Raw genomic sequence first — 21,655 nt, forward strand, 5'->3', positions numbered from 1 at the left:
TGTGCGTAGTTTCGGTGTCGAGGAGGAATTGCTGCTCGTCGATCCGGGCACCGGCACCGCGGTGGCGCGGTCCGAGGCCGTCACCGGAAACGCCGACGACGCGCCCGGCTCCGAGCTTCAGCGTCAGCAGGTCGAGACCGACACGGCGCCGTGTACGAGCCTGGACGAGCTGGCCGAGCAGGTACGCGACCGGCGCGCCTCCGCCGCGAAGGCGGCCGAGGCCGAGGGGTGCCAGGTGGCGGCGCTGGCGACCTCGCCGCTGCCCGTACGCCCGAAGACCACGGCGGGCGACCGGTACGAAAGGATGATCGAGGCGTACGCGCTCACCGCACAGGAGCAGCTCACCTGCGGTTGCCACGTCCACGTCGGGGTCGAGTCGGACGAGGAGGGCGTCGCGGTCCTGGACCGGATCCGCCCGTGGCTGCCTCCGCTGCTCGCGATGACCGCCAACTCGCCGTTCTGGCAGGGCGACGACAGCGGTTATGCCAGCTACCGGCAGCAGGTCTGGGGGCGCTGGCCCTCGGCGGGCCCCACGGAGCCGTTCGGCACGCCGGAGGCCTACCACGAGGCCGTACGGGCGATGATCGACAGCGGGGCGCTGCTGGACGAGGGCATGGTCTACTTCGACGCCCGCCTGTCGCGGCACTACCCGACCGTGGAGGTACGGATCGCGGACGTCTGCGGCCTGGCCGACGACGCGGTCCTGCTGGCGGCGGTCGTACGCGGCCTGGTGGAGACGGCGGCGCGCGAGTGGCGCGATGGTGAACCGCCCGCGCCCGTACGGACCGAGGTGCTGCGCCTGGCCTCGTGGCGGGCGAGCCGGTCCGGGCTGACGGGCGAGCTCGTGCACCCGGTGACGGGCCGTCCCGCCTCCGCGGGGGGCGTCATGCGGGCCCTGCTGGACCACGTCGAGCCCGCGCTGTCCGACCTCGGCGATCGCGACGCCGCGGAGGAGCTGATGGGCCGGCTCGTACGCGGGGGCACCGGCGCCGACCTGCAGCGCCGCGCGTACAAGGAGGGCGACCTCGCGGCCGTCGTACGCGAGGCGGTGTCGCGCACCCTCAGGAGGTGAAGGCGCCGACGATGCGCTCGGCGGCCAGGGTCGCGGTCAGCGAGCCCTCGCGTACCCGCCGTTCGAGGTCCGGGACCAGCCGGCGGACCTCCGGGTCCTCGCGCAGGCGGGACAGGAGCTCCTCGCGCACCATCGACCAGGTCCACTCGACCTGCTGGTCGCGGCGGCGCGCGGTGAGAGCGCCGGTCGACTCCAGGCTCCGGCGGTGGTCCTCCAGCCGCTCCCATACGGTGTCGAGCCCGGTGTTCTCCCGCGCGCTGCACGTGAGTACGGGCGGGGTCCACTCGCCGCCGGTGCGCAGCAGGCGCAGCGCGCCGGACAGCTCGCGGGCCGCGGCGCGGGCGTCGCGCTCGTGCGGCCCGTCGGCCTTGTTGACCGCGATGACGTCGGCGAGCTCCAGGACGCCCTTCTTGATCCCCTGGAGCTGGTCGCCGGTGCGCGCGAGCGTGAGCAGCAGGAACGTGTCGACCATGCCGGCCACGGTGGTCTCGGACTGGCCGACGCCCACGGTCTCCACCAGCACGACGTCGTAGCCCGCGGCCTCCATCACGATCACGGTCTCGCGCGTCGCCCTGGCCACGCCGCCCAGCGTGCCCGAGGTGGGGGAGGGCCGTACGAACGCGGCCGGGTCGGTGGCCAGCCGTTCCATGCGCGTCTTGTCGCCGAGGATGGAGCCGCCCGTACGGGTGGATGAGGGGTCCACGGCGAGGACGGCGACCCGGTGGCCGAGCCCGGTGAGCATGGTGCCGAGCGCGTCGACGAACGTCGACTTGCCCACGCCGGGCACCCCGCTGACGCCGATCCGGCGCGCCCGCCCGGAGTGGGGGAGCAGCTCGACGAGCAGCCGCTGGGCCAGCGCCCGGTGGTCGGCGCGGGTCGACTCCACGAGCGTGATGGCCCGCGCGACGTACGTGCGCGACCCGTCCAGCACGCCCTTGACGTAGGCGTCCAGATCGATCGGCTTCACAGCTCGTGGCCGAGGCCCTTGGCGAGGGTGGTCAGCAGGTCGTGGGCGGCGTCCGGGATGACCGTGCCCGGCGGGAAGACGGCGGCCGCTCCGGCCTGGTGGAGCTCCTCGATGTCCTGGGGCGGGATGACACCGCCGACGACGATCATGATGTCCTCGCGGCCCTCCGCGGCCAGCTCGTCGCGCAGCGCCGGCACCAGCGTCAAGTGCCCGGCGGCGAGGGAGGAGACGCCGACGATGTGCACGTCGGCCTCGACGGCCTGCCGGGCCACCTCGGCCGGCGTCTGGAACAGCGGGCCGACGTCGACGTCGAAGCCGAGGTCGGCGAAGGCGGTCGCGATGACCTTCTGCCCGCGGTCGTGCCCGTCCTGGCCCATCTTGGCGACCAGGATGCGCGGGCGCCGGCCCTCGGCCCGCTCGAACGCCTCCACCACCGCGCGGGTGCGCGCCACGGCGGGCGCGGTCCCGGCCTCGTCTCGGTACACGCCGGAAATGGTACGGATCCGCCCCGCGTGACGCCCGTACGCCTTCTCCAGCGCGTCGGAGATCTCACCGACGGTCGCCTTCGCGCGGGCGGCGTTCACGGCGAGCGCGAGGAGGTTGCCCTCCAGGCCGGGCCGCGACCCGGCCTCGGCGGCGGCGGTGAGAGCGCGCAGCGCGTCATCGCAGGCCCCGGAGTCGCGTTCGGCGCGCAGCCGGCGCAGCTTCTCGATCTGCTGGGTCCGTACGGCGGAGTTGTCGACCTTGAGCACGTCGATCCGCTCGTCGCCCTCGGCGCGGTACTTGTTGACCCCGATGACCGGCTGGCGGCCGGAGTCGATGCGGGCCTGCGTACGGGCCGCGGCCTCCTCGACGCGCAACTTGGGGATGCCCGCGTCGATGGCCTGGGCCATGCCGCCCGCCGCCTCGACCTCCTCGATGTGGCTCCAGGCGCGGCGGGCGAGCTCGTAGGTGAGCCGCTCGACGTACGCGCTGCCGCCCCACGGGTCGATCACCCGGGTGGTGCCGGACTCCTGCTGGAGCAGCAGCTGCGTGTTGCGGGCGATGCGGGCGGAGAAGTCGGTGGGCAGCGCGAGCGCCTCGTCCAGGGCGTTGGTGTGCAGCGACTGCGTGTGCCCCTGGGTGGCGGCCATCGCCTCCACGCACGTACGGGTCACGTTGTTGAAGACGTCCTGGGCGGTGAGCGACCAGCCGGAGGTCTGGCAGTGCGTGCGCAGGGACAGCGACTTGGCGTTGGCGGGCTCGAAGCCCTTGACGAGCCGGGCCCACAGGAGCCGTCCCGCGCGCAGCTTGGCGATCTCCATGAAGAAGTTCATCCCGATCGCCCAGAAGAACGACAGCCGGGGCGCGAAGGCGTCCACGTCGAGCCCGGCGTCCCGCCCGGCCCGGATGTACTCCACGCCGTCGGCGAGCGTGTAGGCGAGCTCGAGGTCGGCCGTGGCCCCGGCCTCCTGGATGTGGTAGCCGGAGATCGAGATCGAGTTGTAGCGCGGCATCTTCTGGGAGGTGTACGCGAAGATGTCGGAGATGATGCGCATCGAGGGCTTGGGTGGATAGATGTAGGTGTTGCGGACCATGAACTCTTTGAGGATGTCGTTCTGGATGGTCCCGGCCAGCTTCTCCGGCGGCACGCCCTGCTCCTCGGCCGCCACGATGTAGAGCGCCAGGACCGGCAGCACCGCGCCGTTCATGGTCATCGACACGCTCATCCGGTCCAGCGGGATGCCGTCGAAGAGCTGCCGCATGTCGTAGATCGAGTCGATCGCCACGCCCGCCATGCCGACGTCGCCGGTCACGCGCGGATGGTCGCTGTCGTAGCCGCGGTGGGTGGGCAGGTCGAAGGCGACCGACAGGCCCTTCTGCCCGGCGGCCAGGTTGCGGCGATAAAAGGCGTTGGACTCCTCGGCGGTGGAGAACCCGGCGTACTGCCGGATCGTCCACGGCTGGTTGACGTACATCGTCGGGTACGGGCCGCGGAGGTACGGCGCGATGCCCGGGTAGGTGCTCAGGAAGTCCAGCCCGGCCAGGTCGGCTGATGAGTAGAGCGGTTTGACGCCGATGCCCTCGGGCGTCTCCCACACCTGGTCGGCCGCGTCCCCGGCGGCGGCCCGCCACTCCTCCGCGCCGGCGGTGGTGCCGGTAGAGGCCCCGCCGAGCTCGACGTTCGCGAAATCGGGGATCACGTCACGCCACTCCCAAGCGGTCGAGGACGGAGGTCAGGACGGCGATCGCGTCGCCGCCCGCGAAGACGTACTCGTCGACGCCGGCGTACTCGCCCGGCCGTCCGGCGAGGAACACCCAGGCGGCGCCGGCGGACCGCAGCTCCGCCGCGACGGCTTCGGCCTTCTCGGCGTACAGCGCGTCGCTGGAGCACAGGCACGCCACGGTCGTGCCGCCGCCGGCGAAGCCGGACGCCTCACCGGGCACGGCCTCGACGCCTCCGGCCTGGAAGAGGTTGGCGGCGAAGGACGTACGGCCCGTGCGCGCCGCCGCCGGTCCGATCCCGGCGAGGTACACGCGCGGGCGTACGCCGGTGGCCGCGAGGTGGGCGTCGGAGCGGGCCCGAAGCGCCTCGAAGGCGTGGTCGCGGCGGACCCTGGGCAGGCCGCCGCGCGGCTCCCCGGGCGACGGCTCGCGTTCGACGGGGTCCTCGGCGAGGTTCGGGAACTCGCTGACCCCGGTGATCGGCTCGCGTCGATGGGCCAGGCCGGCCCGCCGCTCCTCCCACGTGTGGGCCAGGCGCTCGGCCACGAGGCCGGACCGCAGCGCCGCCGCCTGGCCTCCGGCGCGCTCGATCTCCTGGAACCAGTCCCAGGCCGCCCGGCACAGGTCGTCGGTCAGCCGCTCGACGTACCAGGAGCCGCCGGCCGGGTCGATCACTCGCGCCAGGTGCGACTCCTCCATCAGGATCGCGGAGGTGTTGCGGGCGATGCGGCGCGCGAAGTCGTCGGGCAGGCCCAGAGCGGCGTCGAAGGGCAGCACCGTGACGGCGTCCGCGCCGCCGACCCCCGCGCCCAGGCACGCGACCGTCGTACGCAGCATGTTCACCCAGGGGTCGCGCCGGGTCATCATCACCGAGGACGTCACCGCGTGCTGGAGCTGCGGCACGCCGGGCGCCCCGCACACCTCGGCCACACGGGCCCACAGCCGCCGCGCGGCGCGCAGCGTGGCGATGGTCAGGAACTGGTCGGTGGTCGCGGCGTACCGGAACTCCAGTTGCCCGAGCGCCGCCTCGACCGGCAGGCCGGCGGTGGTGAGTTCGCGCAGGTAGGCGACGCCGGTCGCCAGCGAGCAGCCCAGCTCCTGCGCGGGAGAGGCACCCGCCTCGTGGTACGGCAGTGCGTCGACCGTGATCGCGCGGACGCCGGGATGTTCGCGGTGGCACAGCGCGGCGAGCCCGCCGGCCGCCCCGAGGCCGATGTCGTCGCGGGTACGGGCGGCGTGCCCGAGCGGGTCGGCGCCGAGCCGGCCGAGCGGGGGGGTGCCGCGCTCGGCGGCGAGGGCCAGCAGCGTACGGGCGGCGGCCTCGAAGTCCGCGCCGGCGTCGAGCACGACCGGGGCGAGGTCGAGGTGGACGCCGTCGAGCGCCTCCGGCAGGCCGGCCACGGGCAGGCCGCCGTCGCCGAGGCGCAGCCACAGCGAGGTGACGCCGTTCTCCAGGTCGGCCAGCACGGCCTCGTTCGCCCGCTTCGCGACGGGCTGGGCGTGCCGCTGGCGTACGTCCCAGCCGGTGGCGGTGTTGCCCAGCGGCTTTCCGCCGCGGACGAACGGCGCCAGGCCGGGGAATCCGGGGTCGGCCGCGCCGTCCTCTGCGGTGTAGAGGGGGCGGACGGTGAGCCCGTCCTGGAGCTCGGTGGCGAGCGCGTCCTCGGCGGCCGTGTCGGCGAGGTCCGTCCGTCCGGCTTTGCGCAGCACGCCCTCGACGAGCTGCCGCCACTGCCGGCGGGTCGGATCCGGGAACTCGGCGGCCAGGGAGATCCCGTCGGGCTGGACCGTCATGGACGAAGCGTAGGCCGAAGTCCTAAAGAGACAGCAGTGCCGGAGGCTGTGACCTTCGCCTCCTGCGCGTTTCGCGGGCCGCCGTGGGCGGGGAGACGTATGTGCTGGTCACCCCCCGGGTCCCGGATGGACCGAACGGGAGATAATGACTGGTGGATGGACCAGGGGGACTCATCTACGGGGGAAAGAAGGCGATCGGAATGGCTGGTGTGTCGCGCCATTCTTCAGGCATGGCGGGTCATCCTGACGCGGCCGAGATGCGTGAACGCTACGCACGGATGATGGAGGGCCGCCGGGTGGAGATGCTGGAGGGGCTGGTCATCCTGACCGGTCTGTACATGGCGATCTCGCCCTGGGTCGTGCACTTCCGCTCGACGTCTCCGGACGTCGCGGTCAACGACCTGATCGTGGGCCTGGCGCTCGCGATCATCGGCCTGGGCCTCATGTTGTTCCCGGAACGCGCGCTCGGGCTGGGCTGGATGCTCATCCCGATCGGTATCTGGCTGATCATCCTGCCCTGGGTGGCGTCGGCCGGACACAGCGCGACGAGGGGCATCATCTGGAACAACCTGGTGGTCGGCATCATCGTCTGCCTCCTCGGAGCGGCGACCGCCGCGATGGCGGCGATGGGACGCCGCCGTCCGCGCGCCACCCGGGCGTAGGCACGGAGGACCCGGCGGTCGTGAGACCGCCGGGCCTTGTCTCACGTACGGCCGTGCGGGAGAAGGCTCGTGACGACCGAATCGGTGGCGTCACCGGCGTCGTCGTAGTCGGTGGAGCGGCCGACCTCGGCCCACTCCTCGGCCTCGGCGGCGCGCGAGCGGGAGGCCTGCTCGGCCAGGCGCACGGCGTCCGAGCCGAGCAGCAGCCGCAGCGGCGGCTCGTCCAGGTCGACCAGACCGGCGATGACCCGCGCCGCCCGTACGGGATCGCCCGCCTGCGTGCCGTCGACCTCGCGCCGGTAGGCGTTGACCTTGCCCACGGTCTGCTCGTAGTCCGGCCCGACGTCGGGCAGCCGCATCGACGAGCCGCCCCAGTCGGTACGGAAGGCGCCCGGCTCGACGATGACGATCTTGACGCCCAGCGGCCGTACCTCGTTGTTGAGTACCTCGGAGAAGCCCTCGACGGCGTACTTGGCCGACTGGTACGCGCCGAGGCCGGGAGTGCCGCCGACCCGGCCGCCGACCGAGGAGATCTGCAGGATGTGCCCGGACCGCTGGGCGCGCAGCACGGGGAGGGCGGCCTTGGTGACGTTGACGACGCCGAACAGGTTGGTCTCGAACTGGGCGCGGAAGTCCTCTTCGGAGGTCTCCTCGATGGGCGCGGAGTCGGCGTAACCGGCGTTGTTGACGACCACGTCGAGCGAGCCGAACTCCTCGACCGCCCGGCGTACGATGTCGCGCGCCGCGGCGGCGTCGGTGACGTCGAGCGCCACCGCGCGTACCCGGTCGCCGTACTCCTCGACCAGGTCGTGGAGCTGTTCGGGCCGGCGCGCGGTCGCGACGAGCCGGTCGCCGCGCTCCAGCACGGCGCGGGCCAGCGCGCGGCCGAGGCCGCGCGAACTTCCGGTGATCAGCCAGGTTCTGGCCATGTTCGTCTCCTTCGGGTATGTCATTGGACGTTCCGGATGGTGCCGCCGTCGACGCGGAGCGTGGCCCCGCTGACGTAGTCGGCGTGCGGGCCGGCGAGGTGGACGACGGCGGCGGTGACCTCCTCGGGCCGGCCGAACCGGCCGGTGTCGCCCGGGATCCAGGTGTCGGCCGCCGCCCGTTCGATCTCCTCCCAGGTGCCGGCCCAGCCGTGGGCCGGGGCTATGCGCGTCACCAGTTCGCGTACGGCGTCGACGAGGATCGCGCCGGGCGCGACGACGTTGGAGGTGACGCCGCTGCCGCTCAGCTCGCGCGCCAGGGAGACCGCGAGGTTGTGCCGCGCGGCCAGCGTGGCGTTGTAGTGGGGGTGACCGGCCATCGGCTGGATCGCCAGCCCGCCGCCGACCTGGATCACCCGACCCCAGCCGCGCTCGTGCATCGCGGGCACCAGACGCTGGATCATCCGTACGCCGGACAGCACGTTGACCTCATACGTCCGGGCCCAGACCGCCGGTGAGGCGTCGGCCCAGGAGAGTTCGTCGTAGTCGCCGGCGTTGTTGACGAGGATGTCGACCGGGCCGCCGGCGAGCGCCTGGTCCGCGACGGCGCCGGCGCCCTCGTCGGTGGCCAGGTCGCCGATGGCGACCTCGGCCCGCCCGCCGTCCGCGCGGATGGCGTCCGCCGTCGCGGTGGCGCGGTAACGGTCGCGGCCGTGCACGATCACGGTCGCTCCCTCGCCGGCGAGCATCCGCGCGACCGCCCGGCCGAGGCCGGAGCTCGACCCGTCACCAGCGCCCTTCTGTGGTTCAGCCGCATGTCCATGGGGTGTCCTCTCTCAGCGGGCCGGTTCGAGGGCGACGGGCTCGGGGTCCGGCGCGGCGTCGCGTGTCGTGGACGGCACGAGCAGGGCCAGGCCGACCGTGACGGCCGCCGCCAGGGCCAGCAGCAGGAAGCCGTGGGTGAAACCGGACTCGTGCGGCAGGCCGTCGGGCCGCGGCCGCGCGGTGATGACGGAGCTGACGACCGCCGTGCCGATCGAGCCGCCGATCGTGCGGATGTTGGCGTTCATGCCGCTCGCGACGCCGGTCTGCTCGGCGGGCACGCTCTGCACGACCAGGCTGGTCATCGAGGCGTACGCGAGGCCGAGCCCGAGCCCGAAGACCGCGCTCGCGAGGCCGACCTGCCAGGGGTGATCGTGGTAGGCGGCGAACCCGGCGCAGGCGACGACGCCGCAGACCGAGCCCCACACGAGCTGCGCCTTGGCGCCGATGAGCGCGGCGATCGGGCCGCTGAAGGCCCCGCTCACCGCCATCGTGACGAGCATGGGCAGCATCAGCAGCCCGGCGCCGGTCACGCTGACGCCGAACCCGTAGCCGGCCGCCGCCGGGACCTGCAGGAACTCCGGCAGGAACGCGTAGACCGAGAACATCCCGGCCCCGAACAGCAGCGCCACCGCGTTGGCCGTCCAGACCGCCGGCAGCCGCATCATGCGCATGTCGATCAGCGGGTCCGGCGACCGCAGCTCCACCCGTACCCACGCGGCGAACAGCACGACGGCGGCGGCGAACAGCCCGGTCACCTCCGGAGAGCCCCAACCCCACGACGGCGCCTCGCTGAGCGGGATCAGCAGCGCGACGAGCCAGCCCGACAGCAGCAGCGCGGCCGGCCAGGCGATGCGGCCGGGGGAGCGCATCGGGGACTCGGGGACGTACCGGCGGGTCAGCAGCGCGGTGGCCGTGACGACGATCACCGGGATCCAGAACAGCCACCGCCAGCCCATGGCGGTGACGATCGGCCCGGCCAGGACGAGGCCCAGGCCGCCGCCGGCGGCGATGACGGCGGACAGGACGCCGACCGCCGAGGGCACGCGTTCGGCGGGCAGTTCGTCGCGGATGATCCCGAACGACAGCGGGAACACCGCGCCGCCGAGCCCCTGGAGCACCCGGCCGGCGATGAGCACGCCGACGTTCGGGGCGAGCGCGGAGACGAGGCAGCCGAGCGCGATCGCACCCAGCGCGATGAGCAGCGTGCGCTGTTTGCCGGTCATGTCGCCGATCCGCCCCAGCAGCGGCGTCGCGACCGACGCGGACAGCAGCCAGGCGGTGAGCACCCAGGTCACGGTCGCCTGGGTGGTGTGCAGATCGAGCTGGATGGTGGAGAGTACGGGGCTGACCAGCGACTGCAGCATCGAGAACGACGCCGCGGCGGCGGACAGCACGGGAAAGGTGAGCCTCGGGGTCCTGCTCGGCATGAAGGTCCTTGGTCGGAGGCCGTCCGGGGCGGGCATCGCGGGCGGGCGGCCGATCCGCTAAAGTTGAGGGGAGCCTCCGTAATAGCGGAGGCATGCCTCGACTTTAGCGGAGGTACACCTCCGATACAAGTCGAACCGTGAGGAGCGCGATTGACGGACGAGGGAATCGCCCCAGGTGTCGCCGTACGTCGGCCGCACCGCGCCGACGCGCGACGCAACTTCGACGCACTGCTGGCCGCCGCGCGCGACGCGTTCGCGGAGAACGGCACCGAGGCGTCGCTGGAGGACATCGCCCGCCGCGCGGGCGTGGGCATCGGCACGCTCTACCGCAACTTCCCGACGCGCCAGGACCTGTTCGAGGCGGTCTACGTCGGTGAGGTCGAGGCGCTCTGCAAACAGGCGGGGGAGGTCGCGGGCCTGCCACCGTGGGAGGCGTTCGCGGTCTGGCTACGCCGCTTCGTCGCCTACGCCGCGACCAAGCGCGCCATCTCGGAGGCACTGAACCGCGACTCGGAGATGTTCCGCTCGTGTCGCGCGGCGATGTACGCGGCGGGCGAGCCGCTGCTGACCCGGGCCCAGGAGGCGGGGGAGGCGCGCGAGGACGCGAGCTTCGACGACGTCCTTCGCATGGTCACCGGCATCACGTCGGCCGGCTTCATCGACGGCGAACAACGCGAACGCGTGCTGAGCATCGCCCTCGACGGCGTCCGCGTCCGCTGACCGGCCTCAACGTACCGGGCGTACACGACTCGGGGAGTGTCCCGGCATCCTGAAACATTCGGGGACGCCTGAGCGATGTAGGGGGCAATAGCGGGGGCGACCGGGGGATCGGTGAATGAACACCATCATCAACTGGCTGGACGGTATCGCCGAACCTGACGATTTAGAAAAGGTGGCGATCAAGCTCTTCTTCGGTAACGGCGTTTTCGTCGCCCTGTTCCTGATCTTCGTGAAAGTGAAATCGTGGCTTGATTTCGCCGCTTCCACGAAGAAAAGCTCCGTAAAGGCTTATCGGGCGGCGGCCGACCTGGCCGGCACGTACACGTCCGCCAAGGCACTGCTTACCGCGTTGGCGGCGGTGGGCCTCACCTTCTGGGTCCTCAGCGTGCAGGAAATGACGAATCTCGCGCTGTACCTGATGGTGCGGATGCAGGAGAACAACTGGAGCTACGATATCGCCAGTCTGGACCTGCCGAGCATTCTTCACGGCGCCAACTGGGGCGGCTACGACGCGGTGACGAGGTACGCGCTCCCCGCCGCGATCCTGGCGCTCGTGCTCCTCGCCGTCGGGTATCACAGCGGTGGCGGCTTCCTGGCGCGCGCGATCTTCGTCGTTCTGGGCCTCATCGCCAACGCGCCCATGCTTTTCATCGGAATTCTGACGATCGTCACGCTGCTCAAGGACTTTCTCACTCACGGCATTCATCTCTTCGGCCAGGGCGACAACCTCAGCTGGGACCTGGTCATCACGGCGGGGCTCGCGCTCTACATCGCCTCGTTCTTCATCGTCGACAAGCTGGTCGGCAAGGTCCGGCAACTGTGGGGACTGCCGATCCGGTCTCCCCGTCTCGCCGGGCGGCGGTAGCTCAGGAAGATCTGGCCTGCGAACAAGGTCCTAGTGGTGGTGCCACCAGGGCGGCGGGGTGCCGTGCCAGTGGTGGTCGCGCGGCCACCAGGGCGGAGGCGTCGGTGTCGTGGAGGCCGTGCTCCGCGGGCGTGACGTGTCCGGGGGCGGGGTGAGCGGTACGCCGACCATCGTCGAGGAAGAGGTTCGCGGTCGCTCCGCCCGGCGCGGTGACAGGGACGACCCCCTCTTCGGCTTCGCGGAGGCCGGGGACGACGCCGAGGACGACGGGTCCGCGACCGGGTCGGCCGGCGTCTTGCCCTTGCCTCCGGTCAGCAGCATCGTGACGCCCGCGACCGCGGCGACGATCACCGCGCCCGTCGTGACCATGAGGAACATGCCGCGGCGGAACCGCATCTCCTCCAGCCGTGCGTGCACGGCCGCCCGCAGCGTCGACGGTCTTCCGTGCCGGCCTGGACGGGCGGCCCGTGCGGTTCGGCTGGCGGCAGGCGCGCCTGCGTGATTTGGACTGGCCACGTCCCAAGACTAAAGGGGGGTATCACCAAAAAGATCAGCATCACCCACACCAATTGTGTTCACCCGCGTCCGAGTCCGTGGAGCAGGCCGGTACGTGGGAGGCGCCCGCGATCTGCCAGGTCCCGGCCGGCGTACGACGATCCGCGTGGTGTACAGGATGGTGCCGATCGGCGTCACTGCCTGTTTCCGCTGGTCGACGGTGGGGTTCGGGTTGTAGCGCGTGGCGGTGCCGGAGATGAGGAACTTGGAAGACCTCAGCCTTCGCCGAGCTCGATGAGCAGGTCCTGGGACAGGGCGATGCGGCCGGACAGGCTCGTGCCCGAGCACAGCGCGAGGGCCGCCTCGGCCATGACCGCGGGCGGCTCGTTGTCCGGGTCGTCCTCGGTGGTCAGCCGGTGGAAGACCGTGCCGGGTGTGGGCACGACGCGGTTCGGGGCCAGGGAGTTGACCATGATCCCGTCCCCGTACACCTCCGAGGCCAGGCCCGTCGTGAACCTCTCCAGCGCCGCCTTGCACATCCCGTACACCGTCCCGCCGTGGAGCGGGTACCCCTCGAGCGCGGGATGACGCGAGGCCAGCGAGGAGATGTTCAGCACCCAGCCGCGCTCCCGCTCGCGCATGCCGGGCAGGACGAGCCGCGCGAGGTGGAACGGCGCGGTCACCTGCACCTCGAACATCAGCGCGTACCGCTTGCCGGTGAAGTCGGCGACGGGCGTGAAGAACGTCACGGCGGCGTTGTTGACCAGGATGTCGGCCGGCCCGAGGTCGCCGGTGACCGCGGCGACGAGCGACTCACGCGCGGCGGGGTCGGACAGGTCCGCGGCGTAAGCCCGCGCCGCGCCACCGGCCGCCTCGATCCGCGCCACGGTCTCCCCGATCGTGCCGGGCAGGCGCGACCGGGCCGGGTCGACGGTACGAGCGGTGACGGCCACCGTGGCCCCCTCGGCCGCGAACCGCTCCGCGATGGCCGCGCCGATACCCCGGCTGGCCCCGGTGACGATCGCCACCTTGTCATCGAGTACGCCCATGAGCGGGCTCCTTTCGTCGGGCCCGGGTAGGAGATCTCCAGGGTTGACAGGCACGCTAGCCCTCTGGAGACTTTTCTAGAAGTTCATTCTAAAAAAGGGACGTCATGAGCAGGATCGTCGAAGGACGCGTCGTCATCGTCACGGGCGCCGCGCGCGGTATCGGGCGCGGGCACGCGCTGGAGTTCGCCCGGCAGGGCGCCAAGGTGGTCGTCAACGACCTCGGTGCGGAGGTGGACGGCAGCGGCTCGTCCACCGGGCCGGCCGGCGAGGTCGTCGACCAGATCCGCGCGAACGGCGGCGAGGCGATCGCCAACGGCGACGACGTGTCCGACTTCGAGGGTGCCAGACGGCTCGTCGAGTCGGCCGTCGAGCACTTCGGCGACCTGCACGTCCTGGTCAACAACGCGGGCATCCTGCGCGACCGCATGCTCGTGAACATGACCGCCGAGGAGTGGGACGACGTCATCCGCGTCCACCTGCGCGGCACGTTCGCCCCGCTGCGGCACGCCGGCGCGTACTGGCGGGCGCGCTCCAAGGCCGGTGAGCCGGTCGACGCCGCGATCATCAACACCACGTCCTCGTCGGGCATCTACGGCAACGCCGGCCAGGGCAACTACGGCGCGGCCAAGGCCGGTGTCGCCGGGCTCACCGTCATCGCCGCCCGCGAGCTGGGCCGGTACGGCGTGACCGTCAACGCGGTCGCCCCGGCGGCGCTCACCCGCATGACCGAGGGCCTCACCCGCTGGCAGGCCGACGGGCCGCAGGACTTCGACCCCCGCGCCGCCGACAACATCGCGCCGCTCGTCGTCTGGCTCGGCTCCGACCAGGCACGCGGCATCACCGGCCGGGTCTTCAACGTGCGCGGCGGGGTGATCAGCGTCGCCGAGGGCTGGCGCGCCGGGCCGGGCGCCGACAAGGGCGCCCGCTGGGATCCCGCCGAGCTCGGTGAGATCATCCCCGACCTGGTCGAGAAGGCCGCGCCGAACGTCCTGTCCGACGGCCGTACCCCGGAGGCGTGACATGGCCCTCGACCACAGCGCGATCGACGTCGAGTCCGCGCCCGTCGACCGCTCCTGGACCTCCAAGGACGCGCTGCTGTACGCGGTCGGCGTCGGCGCGGGCATCGACGATCCTCTCGCCGAGCTGGCCTTCACCACGGAGAACTCCGACGGCACGCCCCAGCAGGTGCTGCCGACGTACGCCGTGCTGCTCGCCCAGGTCCCCGGCGCCCGGCGGATCGGCGACTTCGACCCGGCGATGCTCGTCCACGCCGAGCAGGCGTTCGAGCTGCACCGGCCGCTTCCCGCCTCAGGCAGCGTACGGGCGACCATGAAGGTCACCGGCATCTACGACAAGGGCAAGGGCGCCCTGGTGGTCACCGAGGCGACCGCGGTCGACCCGGAGACCGGCGAGGCCCTGATCACCGCGCGGAGTTCGGCGTTCATCCGCGGCGAGGGCGGCTTCGGCGGCGACCGCGGGCCGCGCGACGACTGGAACGCCCCGGACCGCGAGCCCGACCACCAGGTGACGTACCGCACCCGGCCCGAACAGGCGCTGATCTACCGGCTGTCCGGCGACCGCAACCCGCTGCACTCCGACCCCGCCTTCGCCGCCCGCGCCGGGTTCGACCGGCCGATCCTGCACGGCCTGTGCACGTACGGCGTGACGGGCCGCGCGCTGTTGCACACGATGGCCGGGTCGGACGCCGGGAGGTTCGCCTCGATGTCGGGCCGGTTCACCAGTCCGGTCTTCCCGGGCGAGGCGCTGACGGTCGCGATCTGGGCCGAACGGGACACCGCGCTGTTCCGTACGACCAAGGACGACGGCACGGTCGTCATCGACCGGGGGCGGGCGAGCTTCCGGTGAGCCCCCGGCGGGTGCGGGTCGACTGCCACCTGCACACCGTCCACTCCGGCGACGCGGTCACCACCGTCGACCGCCTGGCCGAGCGCGTCCGCGAGGAGCGCCTCGACGTCGTCTGCGTGACCGACCACCACACGCTCGCCGGCGCGCACGAGGCGCTGTCCCGCGACATCGGCGCCCGCGTGGTGGTCGGGGAGGAGATACGCACCCACGCGGGCGAGATCATCGGGTTGTTCCTGACGTCGCGGGTCCCGTACGTCCTGCCGCTGGAGGAGGCGGTACGGCGGGTGCGCTCGCAGGGCGGGCTGGTGTACGCGCCGCACCCGTTCGACGCGGCCCGTACGAGCCTGGGCGCGGAGGGCCTGGCGCGGCTGACCGCGATGGGCGCGCTCGACGTGGTCGAGGTCTTCAACGCCAAGGTCACCGACCGGGAGGACAACCGGCGCGCGGCGGCCTTCGCCGATGAGCACGACCTGCCCGCCGCGGCCGGCTCGGACGCCCACGACCCGCAGGGCCTGGGCGCGGCGTGGGTGGAGATGCCGGATTTCGACGGCCCGTGCGACTTCGCCGAGGCCCTGCGCGAGGGACGTGTCCACGGAGAACTCCGCCCCCACGTCGGCTTCCTGCCCGGCCGCGCCTAGGCTGCCGGTTCGTGCGCACCCTTGTTCTGTGGGACATCGACCACACCCTGATCGACGCCGGCGGGCTGAGCGGGGAGATCTACGGAGCGGTGTTCTCCCGCGCCTTCGGCCGTCCGATGGAGCGGGTGGCCGCCATGGCCGGGCGTACCGACCGGGCGATCATCGCCGAGACCCTGGAGTCGCACGGCATCGTGCCCGCCGAGGACCTCGTCGCCGCGTTCGCCGAGGAGCTGGCGGCCCTGTTCGAGGCGCGGAGGCACGAGCTCGCCCTCGCCGGGCGTACCCTCCCCGGAGTGCCGGAGGTCCTGGTCCGGCTGGCGGCGATGCGCGACGTCGTCCAGTCCGTCCTGACCGGGAACATGAAGGCGATCGCCGCCACCAAACTGGCGGCGTTCGGCCTGACGGAGTGGGTCGACCTGGACGCGGGGGCGTTCGGCATGGACGGCGCCGACCGCTCCACGCTCGTGGCCCTGGCCCAGCGCCGGGCGGAAGGCAAGTACGGCCACGCCTTCGACCGCCTGACCACCGTTCTCATCGGAGACACCCCGCACGACGTCCGCGCGGGCCACGACGGCGGCGCCCGCGTGGTCGCGGTCGCCACCGGGGGCAGCGACGTCCGGGAACTGCGCGGCGCCGACCCCGAGCACGTCCTGCCCGACCTGTCCGACACCGACCACGTCGTACGCGCGATCCTCGGCACGGGAGACGGCGCGTCCCAGGGGACTCCCGGCGTCAGGTGAACGCCGCGACGTGATCGGCGACGAAGGTGCGCAGCGTTCGCGGTGCGGTGCCGGTGATCGATTCCACGTCTTCCGACAGCCACGCCGCGTCGCCCTCGGCGATCAGCCCGAAGGCCTGGGCGTTGGAGGTCGCGACCGCCTCGGGCACGCCCGCCTGGATCATCGCCGCCCGGTGCTCGGCGGGGCCGGTCCGGCGGTACTCGACCGTGTGTCCCAGCGCGTCGGACAGCTCTTCGGCGACGTCCGCGTACGTGACCAGGCCGGGCCCGGTCAGCCGGTAGGTCCGGCCGGCGTGTGTCCCCGGCGCGGTGACCACCGCCGCCGCGGTGGCGGCGACGTCACGAGCGTCGACCATGCCGACCCGGCCGTCGCCGGCCGACATCAGGAAACCGCCCGTCCGTTCGATCATCGGGGCCAGGGCGAGGAGGTTCTGCATGTAGGCGTTCGCCCGGAGGAGCGTGTAGGACAGGCCGCTGGCCCTCAGATGCGTCTCGATCCGTGCCTGACCACGACGACGGTCGACGGGAGAGTCCGCCGACGCCTTGCTCGAGACCTTGACCATGTGCCGTACGCCCTCGCGGACGGCACTGTCGATGACCGCGATCTCCTGGGCGGGCACGGCCGGGCTCACCAGCAGGACGGTCTCGACGCCGCGCATCGCGACGTCGAGGGTGTCCGGACGGTCGAAGTCGCCGGTGACGATCTCGACGTCACCGCGGGGTGCGCGGGACGCGTCGCGCACCAGCGCCCGCGTCGGATGGCGTTGCGCGCCGAGCAGCCGGACGGCTTCGGAGCCGACCTTCCCGGTGGCTCCCGTCACGAGAATCATGATGTTCCCCCTGAAGCACGGGGCGGCCGGTACGAGCACGGTCATCGCCTTCCAGACCGAAGCGATCCTCGCCCACCAGGCGCCCCTGCTGGCAAGGCTCGACAGCCTCGACGCCCTGCGCGCGTGGCGCGACGTCGTCGTCGACGCCGCCCGGTGGCAGGGCGGCGCCGGCGGCTGCCCGCTCGGCGGCCTGTCCAGCGAACTGTCCGACCGCAACTCGTGGGCCCGCGACGCCCTGGCCGCGAGCTTCACCGCCTGGGCCGAGACGATCCGCGGCGGCCTGCTCGACATGGTCGCCAACGGCACCCTGCGCCGTGGAACCGACGCCGGCCGGTTCGCTCTCGCGCTGCTGGCCGCCGTCCAGGGCGGCCTTCTGCTCGCTCAGGCCCAGCACACCACCGACGCCCTGGAAGCCGCCCTCGACACCGTGATCGCGAGCATCCACGACCAGGCGGCACCGCGGTAGTCAGTCGTTCTCGGTCAGCGGGTCCAGGCGGCGGATCAGGCGGATCGCGGCGGCGGCGACCGTGTCGGCCTCCGTCTTGGTCTCGCAGGCGGCGACCTCGCGGGCGGCCTCGCCGATGACCGTCGTGAGGACCGCCACCGTGACGCGGTCGACCGGGTCGGTGCCCGCGCCCAGCAGCACGGCGTTCTGCCGGACCCACTCGCGGTTGCGGGTGCGGCGGACCAGCTCGAAGCCCGGCGGCCCGTCGCCGTCCATCAGCAGCCGTACGACGTCGCGCCGCTGCCACGACCCCTCCATGAACGCCTGCGCGCCCGCGATGAACTGCTCCAGCGGGTTGGTCTCGCCCGCCTCGCGCAGGGCCGCGACGGCGGCGGCCGCCGCCTCCTCCTGCGCGTTCTGGTGGTCCTCCCACAGCGCCAGGAAGATCTCGGCCTTGCCGCCGAAGTGGTGATAGAGGCTGCCGACGCTGGAGCCGGCGCGTTCGACGACGTCGGCCACGCTCGCGTCCGCGAAGCCGCGTTCGGTGAAGACCTCGCGGGCCGCCACCAGCATGCTCCGGCGCGTCTCGGCCGTGCGGCTCCACCGCCAGGCGTTCGCGCTCGGGCGTGTGTTGGTCTTGCGTGCCACCGGATCCGCCACCCTTCCTCGCTCCCTCTCAGGTTACGGAACCGTATTCCAGAATCCTCGCGCCGCAGGCCGACTTGACACACCTACGGGCGAGGGGCACGCTGAGTTTTAGAGCGCGATTCTAGAAAAGGTTCCTGAAGGGGGACGGCCCATGGTGGACTTCTCGCTCAGCGACGAGGAGCGGCAGATCCGCGACACCGTCCGCAGCTTCATCGCCAAGGAGGTCATCCCTCTCGAGGACGAGGTGCTGCGCAACGAGCGGGCCGGCCGGCCCGGCCTCGCCCCCGACGTGGTCAAAGAGCTGCAGCTCAAGGCCAAGAAGGCCGGCTTCTGGGGCATCAACACGCCCGAGGAGTACGGCGGCCTCGACGCGGGCGCCCTCCTGTCGGCCATCCTCGTCATCGAGACCGGCCGTACGTTCGTGCCCTTCACCTTCGGCGGCACCGCGGACAACATCCTCTACGCGGGCACCGAGGAGCAGAAGCAGCGCTACCTCATCCCGACCATCGAGGGCGAGCGGCGCTCCTGTTTCGCCATCACCGAGCCCGGCGCCGGGTCCGACGCCCGCAACATCGCCGCGCGGGCGGTCAAGGACGCGAGCGGCGACTGGATCATCAACGGTGAGAAGACGTTCATCACCGGCGGCAACGAGGCCGACTTCGTCATGGTCTTCGCCGTCGTACCGGACGCGGGCGTCACCTGCTTCCTCGCCGACCGCGACATGGGCTGGAAGTCCGAGCCGATCCCGACCATGGGCGAGTGGGGCCCGGCCGCCCTGGTCTTCGAGGACGTGCGCGTGCCGCACGAGAACGTGCTCGGCGAGGTCGGCAAGGGCTTCGAGCTGGCCATGACCTGGATCAGGAACGGCCGCTTCATGATCCCGGCGCGTGCCATCGGATCGGCCGAGCGCCTGCTGCAGATGGCCATCGACTACGCGAACATCCGCACGTCGATGGGCCACCTCATCGGTGAGTACCAGGCCATCCAGTGGCAGATCGCCGACTCTCAGGTGGAGATCGAGGCCACCAAGTGGCTCACCCTGTACGCCGCGTGGCGCGTGCAGCAGGGCATGGACGCCCGGCACGCCTCCTCGATCGCCAAGCTCAACGGCGCCGAGATGGCCAACAAGGTGGTCGACCGCGTCCTGCAGATCCACGGCGGCATGGGTTACACAAAGGAGCTGCCGATCGAACGCTGGTACCGCGAGCTGCGCCTGCTGCGCATCTACGAGGGCACCGATGAGATCCAGCGCCGGACGATCGCCCGCAACCTCCTGAAAGGTCACGTACGCCTCGGCGGCATCGGCGAATGACCGCGGCGATCCGCGCACTGTTCGATCCCGCGTCGATCGCCATGGTCGGCGCGACCGACAAGTCCGGCTGGTCGGTGAACACGTTCGCGAACCTGCGGCGGTACGGCTTCGGCGGCCCCATCCACCTCGTCAACCCCCGCACCGAGGTCGTGCACGGCGAGCGGGCGTACCGCAGCCTGAGCGACCTGCCCGCACCCGTCGACCTCGCGTACGTCATGGTGCCGACCCCGGCCGTACGCGACGTGCTGGAGGAGGGCGCGCGGCTCGGCATCCCCAACTACGTGGTCCTCACCGCGGGCTTCGGCGAGACCGGGCCGGAGGGGCGCGCGCGTGAGGAGGAGCTCGCCGCCTTCTGCCGGGCGAACGGCCTGACCGTGCTCGGCCCGAACGGCAACGGCTTCATCAACGCCGCCACCTCCGTCACCCCGTACGGCCTGCCGATCCCGCCGCCGCTCCTGTCCGGGTCGGTCGGCGTCGTGCTGCAGAGCGGCGCGTTGGCCAGCTCCGTCCTGGCCTTCAGCCAGGTACGGGGCATCGGCCTCAGCCTGCTCACCTCGATGGGCAACGAGGCGGTCGTCTCGGTGACCGACGTGATCGACCACCTCGTGGACGACCCGGCGACGAAGGCCATCGCGCTGTTCCTGGAGTCGATCCGCCGGCCGGAGGAGTTCGCCCGCGTGGCCCGCCGCGCGCTGGCGGCGGGCAAGCCGATCGTCGCGCTCAAGATCGGCCGGAGCGGCCTCGCCTCGCGTACGGCGCAGGCGCACACCGGCGCGCTCGTCGGCGACGACGCGGTCATCGACGCGGCCTTCCGGCGGCTCGGCGTCATCCGGGTGCGCTCGCTGGAGGACCTGATCATCACCGCGGGCCTGCTCGCGTCGTCCGGGCCGCTGCCCGGCCCGCGGCTCGGCGTGGTCACACCCTCGGGCGGCGCCTCGGAGATCATCGCCGACCGCGCCGAGGACGAGGGGCTGGAGCTCCCGCCGTTCGCCGGGGAGACGCTCGCGCGGCTGACCGAGATCATGCCGGAGTTCGGCAGCGCGGCGAACCCGCTGGACGTCACCGGCTACGTCGTCGTCGACCGGACCCTGCTCAGCCGCGCGCTGCGGGTCGTGGCCGAGGACCCCGGCATCGACGTGGTCCTGCTCCTGTCCGACCTGCCGCGCATCGAGCCGCCCGATCCCGCGCCGGTCCTGCGCCAGTACGAGAACACCACCCGCGTCATCGCCGAGTCACCCAAGCCCGTCGTCATCGTCGGCAACGTGCTGGTCGACGTCGGCGCCTTCGCCCGTACGGTCCAGGAGCGCACCGGATACCCGCACGTCGTCGGCGGCATCGAGCACGGGATGGCCGCGATCGGCGCGGCCGTCCGCTGGTCGCGGATCCGGCGCGAGGCCGCGGAGCCGCCACGGGCCGGGCCCCGCAGCGCGGCCGATGACACGGCTAGCGGCGTGTGGGCCGAGCACCGCGCCGCCGCGTTCCTGGCCGCCAACGGCGTCCCGGTGGTTCCGGCCGAGCTCGCCGCCGACGAGGAGGCCGCCGTGGCCGCCGCCGGATCCTTCGGCTACCCGGTCGTCCTCAAGGCCGCCGCCGAGGGGCTGGGCCACAAGAGCGACATCGGCGGCGTACGCCTCGGCCTCACCGGGCCGGACGAGGTACGGCGGGCGTACCGCGAGATCCGTGCGGCGGCGGGACCGGCGGCCCTCGGCGCGCTGGTGCAGCCGCAGCGGGACGGCGGCGTCGAACTCCTCGTAGGCGTCGTACGCGACCCGGCGTGGGGTCTGGTGCTGGCGGTCGGCCTCGGCGGCGTGTGGGTGGAGGTGCTGAGGGACTCCGCGCTTCGGCTGCTGCCGGTCGGCGCCGCGGAGGCGCGCCGCGCGCTCGGCGAGCTGCGCGGCGCGAAACTGCTGGAGGGCGCGCGCGGCACCGAGCCGGCCGACCTGGACGCGGTGGCGGACGTCGTCGCCCGCGTCTGCGCCCTGGCCGGAAGCCTCGGCGACGACCTCGAGTCGCTGGAGATCAACCCCCTGCTGGTGTGCGGCTCCCGGATCGAGGCCCTGGACGCGCTCGTGACATGGCGCGCGTGACACGGACTAAGCGGCATTCGCGACACCCCGCCGCGAATCAACGCAGGTAGCTGACACTAGGGGTGGAACTTGCTTAACTATGG

20 protein-coding genes and 1 pseudogene are annotated in these 21,655 nt (G+C 72.3%); 11 read left to right on the plus strand and 10 right to left on the minus strand.

Features of this window, described 5'->3' with window-relative positions; translation table 11 throughout:
* The first annotated feature begins 1 nt into the window (after position 1).
* Complete coding sequence (locus QWU11_RS44160; protein WP_290120582.1) at positions 2-1,072, plus strand: glutamate--cysteine ligase; 1,071 nt, start codon at positions 2-4, stop codon at positions 1,070-1,072.
* Here the strand turns inward: QWU11_RS44160 and meaB are convergent.
* The 3 genes from meaB to QWU11_RS44175 are packed head-to-tail and all read right to left on the minus strand — an operon-like array spanning position 1,062 to position 6,038.
* Positions 1,062-2,039, minus strand: coding sequence for a methylmalonyl Co-A mutase-associated GTPase MeaB (gene meaB / locus QWU11_RS44165; RefSeq protein ID WP_290120583.1), 978 nt, complete (start codon positions 2,037-2,039; stop codon positions 1,062-1,064). The genes QWU11_RS44160 and meaB overlap by 11 nt on opposite strands.
* Positions 2,036-4,222, minus strand: a complete 2,187-nt coding sequence (scpA, locus tag QWU11_RS44170) for a methylmalonyl-CoA mutase (RefSeq protein WP_290120584.1) — start codon at positions 4,220-4,222, stop codon at positions 2,036-2,038. Before scpA ends, meaB begins: the two co-directional genes overlap by 4 nt.
* Position 4,223: 1 nt before the next feature.
* Positions 4,224-6,038 (minus strand): methylmalonyl-CoA mutase subunit beta, encoded by a 1,815-nt coding sequence (locus tag QWU11_RS44175; protein ID WP_290120585.1) that lies wholly within the window; start codon positions 6,036-6,038, stop codon positions 4,224-4,226.
* Between the two features lie 230 nt (positions 6,039-6,268).
* Between QWU11_RS44175 and QWU11_RS44180 the strand changes: the two genes are divergently transcribed.
* On the plus strand, positions 6,269-6,700 hold the full coding sequence (locus tag QWU11_RS44180) for an SPW repeat protein (RefSeq protein WP_290120586.1): 432 nt from the start codon (positions 6,269-6,271) through the stop codon (positions 6,698-6,700).
* 41 nt (positions 6,701-6,741) lie between these two features.
* Here QWU11_RS44180 and QWU11_RS44185 read toward each other — a convergent pair whose 3' ends face one another.
* The 3 genes and pseudogenes from QWU11_RS44185 to QWU11_RS44195 form a co-directional block, all read right to left on the minus strand.
* The gene (locus tag QWU11_RS44185; protein ID WP_290120587.1) at positions 6,742-7,629 is read right to left on the minus strand and encodes an oxidoreductase; all 888 of its coding nucleotides are present in this window, start codon (positions 7,627-7,629) and stop codon (positions 6,742-6,744) included.
* Between the two features lie 20 nt (positions 7,630-7,649).
* A pseudogene (locus tag QWU11_RS44190) lies at positions 7,650-8,399 on the minus strand (SDR family NAD(P)-dependent oxidoreductase); the annotation flags it as partial.
* Positions 8,400-8,462: 63 nt separating this feature from the next.
* Positions 8,463-9,878 carry an MFS transporter gene (locus tag QWU11_RS44195; protein WP_290120588.1) on the minus strand — a complete coding sequence of 472 codons (1,416 nt, stop codon included), beginning with the start codon at positions 9,876-9,878 and terminating at the stop codon, positions 8,463-8,465.
* A 150-nt stretch (positions 9,879-10,028) separates the two neighbouring features.
* On the opposite strand from QWU11_RS44195, the gene QWU11_RS44200 reads away from it, so the two are divergent.
* Positions 10,029-10,598: a TetR/AcrR family transcriptional regulator gene (locus tag QWU11_RS44200; protein WP_290120589.1), complete on the plus strand. Its 570-nt coding sequence runs from the start codon at positions 10,029-10,031 to the stop codon at positions 10,596-10,598.
* A gap of 115 nt (positions 10,599-10,713) precedes the next feature.
* The gene (locus tag QWU11_RS44205) at positions 10,714-11,463 is read left to right on the plus strand and encodes a hypothetical protein (RefSeq protein ID WP_290120590.1); all 750 of its coding nucleotides are present in this window, start codon (positions 10,714-10,716) and stop codon (positions 11,461-11,463) included.
* Between the two features lie 30 nt (positions 11,464-11,493).
* Here QWU11_RS44205 and QWU11_RS44210 read toward each other — a convergent pair whose 3' ends face one another.
* Positions 11,494-11,880 (minus strand): hypothetical protein, encoded by a 387-nt coding sequence (locus QWU11_RS44210; RefSeq protein ID WP_290120591.1) that lies wholly within the window; start codon positions 11,878-11,880, stop codon positions 11,494-11,496.
* A gap of 353 nt (positions 11,881-12,233) precedes the next feature.
* On the minus strand, positions 12,234-13,007 hold the full coding sequence (locus QWU11_RS44215; RefSeq protein ID WP_290120592.1) for an SDR family NAD(P)-dependent oxidoreductase: 774 nt from the start codon (positions 13,005-13,007) through the stop codon (positions 12,234-12,236).
* Positions 13,008-13,111: 104 nt separating this feature from the next.
* Here QWU11_RS44215 and QWU11_RS44220 point away from each other — a divergent pair, with 104 nt between their 5' ends.
* From QWU11_RS44220 to QWU11_RS44235, 4 genes are read left to right on the plus strand one after another with little or no spacing between them, the layout of a single operon-like run.
* On the plus strand, positions 13,112-14,026 hold the full coding sequence (locus tag QWU11_RS44220) for an SDR family oxidoreductase (protein WP_290120593.1): 915 nt from the start codon (positions 13,112-13,114) through the stop codon (positions 14,024-14,026).
* 1 nt (position 14,027) lies between these two features.
* The gene (locus QWU11_RS44225) at positions 14,028-14,873 is read left to right on the plus strand and encodes a MaoC/PaaZ C-terminal domain-containing protein (RefSeq protein WP_290120594.1); all 846 of its coding nucleotides are present in this window, start codon (positions 14,028-14,030) and stop codon (positions 14,871-14,873) included.
* Complete coding sequence (locus tag QWU11_RS44230) at positions 14,870-15,511, plus strand: PHP domain-containing protein (RefSeq protein ID WP_290120595.1); 642 nt, start codon at positions 14,870-14,872, stop codon at positions 15,509-15,511. The genes QWU11_RS44225 and QWU11_RS44230 overlap by 4 nt, the downstream gene beginning before the upstream one ends.
* An 11-nt stretch (positions 15,512-15,522) precedes the next feature.
* Entirely contained in the window at positions 15,523-16,251 is a 729-nt protein-coding gene (locus QWU11_RS44235; protein ID WP_290120596.1) for a haloacid dehalogenase-like hydrolase, read from the plus strand.
* On the opposite strand, the gene QWU11_RS44240 is transcribed toward QWU11_RS44235, so the two are convergent.
* Entirely contained in the window at positions 16,244-17,071 is an 828-nt protein-coding gene (locus QWU11_RS44240; protein WP_290120597.1) for an NmrA family NAD(P)-binding protein, read from the minus strand. The genes QWU11_RS44235 and QWU11_RS44240 overlap by 8 nt on opposite strands.
* 7 nt (positions 17,072-17,078) lie before the next feature.
* Here QWU11_RS44240 and QWU11_RS44245 point away from each other — a divergent pair, with 7 nt between their 5' ends.
* Positions 17,079-17,546, plus strand: a complete 468-nt coding sequence (locus QWU11_RS44245) for a TetR family transcriptional regulator C-terminal domain-containing protein (RefSeq protein ID WP_290120598.1) — start codon at positions 17,079-17,081, stop codon at positions 17,544-17,546.
* Here QWU11_RS44245 and QWU11_RS44250 read toward each other — a convergent pair whose 3' ends face one another.
* Positions 17,547-18,173, minus strand: a complete 627-nt coding sequence (locus QWU11_RS44250; protein WP_290120599.1) for a TetR/AcrR family transcriptional regulator — start codon at positions 18,171-18,173, stop codon at positions 17,547-17,549.
* A gap of 151 nt (positions 18,174-18,324) precedes the next feature.
* On the opposite strand from QWU11_RS44250, the gene QWU11_RS44255 reads away from it, so the two are divergent.
* Positions 18,325-19,485, plus strand: coding sequence for an acyl-CoA dehydrogenase family protein (locus tag QWU11_RS44255; RefSeq protein WP_290120600.1), 1,161 nt, complete (start codon positions 18,325-18,327; stop codon positions 19,483-19,485).
* Positions 19,482-21,572 carry an acetate--CoA ligase family protein gene (locus QWU11_RS44260; protein WP_290120601.1) on the plus strand — a complete coding sequence of 697 codons (2,091 nt, stop codon included), beginning with the start codon at positions 19,482-19,484 and terminating at the stop codon, positions 21,570-21,572. Before QWU11_RS44255 ends, QWU11_RS44260 begins: the two co-directional genes overlap by 4 nt.
* Positions 21,573-21,655 lie beyond the last annotated feature (83 nt).

The sequence above is a fragment of the Actinomadura sp. DC4 genome, from assembly GCF_030406325.1.
Taxonomy (GTDB): Bacteria; Actinomycetota; Actinomycetes; order Streptosporangiales; family Streptosporangiaceae; genus Actinoallomurus.

Excerpts from the sequence above, each read along its gene's own strand:
- QWU11_RS44185 (WP_290120587.1), bottom strand. The coding sequence starts at position 7,629 with ATGGCCAGAACCTGGCTGATCACCGGAAGTTCGCGCGGCCTCGGCCGC.
- QWU11_RS44195 (WP_290120588.1), bottom strand. The coding sequence starts at position 9,878 with ATGCCGAGCAGGACCCCGAGGCTCACCTTTCCCGTGCTGTCCGCCGCC.
- QWU11_RS44225 (WP_290120594.1), top strand. The coding sequence starts at position 14,028 with ATGGCCCTCGACCACAGCGCGATCGACGTCGAGTCCGCGCCCGTCGAC.
- QWU11_RS44245 (WP_290120598.1), top strand. The coding sequence starts at position 17,079 with ATGATGTTCCCCCTGAAGCACGGGGCGGCCGGTACGAGCACGGTCATC.
- QWU11_RS44260 (WP_290120601.1), top strand. The coding sequence starts at position 19,482 with ATGACCGCGGCGATCCGCGCACTGTTCGATCCCGCGTCGATCGCCATG.
- QWU11_RS44205 (WP_290120590.1), top strand. The coding sequence starts at position 10,714 with ATGAACACCATCATCAACTGGCTGGACGGTATCGCCGAACCTGACGAT.
- QWU11_RS44215 (WP_290120592.1), bottom strand. The coding sequence starts at position 13,007 with ATGGGCGTACTCGATGACAAGGTGGCGATCGTCACCGGGGCCAGCCGG.
- QWU11_RS44220 (WP_290120593.1), top strand. The coding sequence starts at position 13,112 with ATGAGCAGGATCGTCGAAGGACGCGTCGTCATCGTCACGGGCGCCGCG.
- QWU11_RS44180 (WP_290120586.1), top strand. The coding sequence starts at position 6,269 with ATGGCGGGTCATCCTGACGCGGCCGAGATGCGTGAACGCTACGCACGG.
- QWU11_RS44255 (WP_290120600.1), top strand. The coding sequence starts at position 18,325 with ATGGTGGACTTCTCGCTCAGCGACGAGGAGCGGCAGATCCGCGACACC.
- QWU11_RS44175 (WP_290120585.1), bottom strand. The coding sequence starts at position 6,038 with ATGACGGTCCAGCCCGACGGGATCTCCCTGGCCGCCGAGTTCCCGGAT.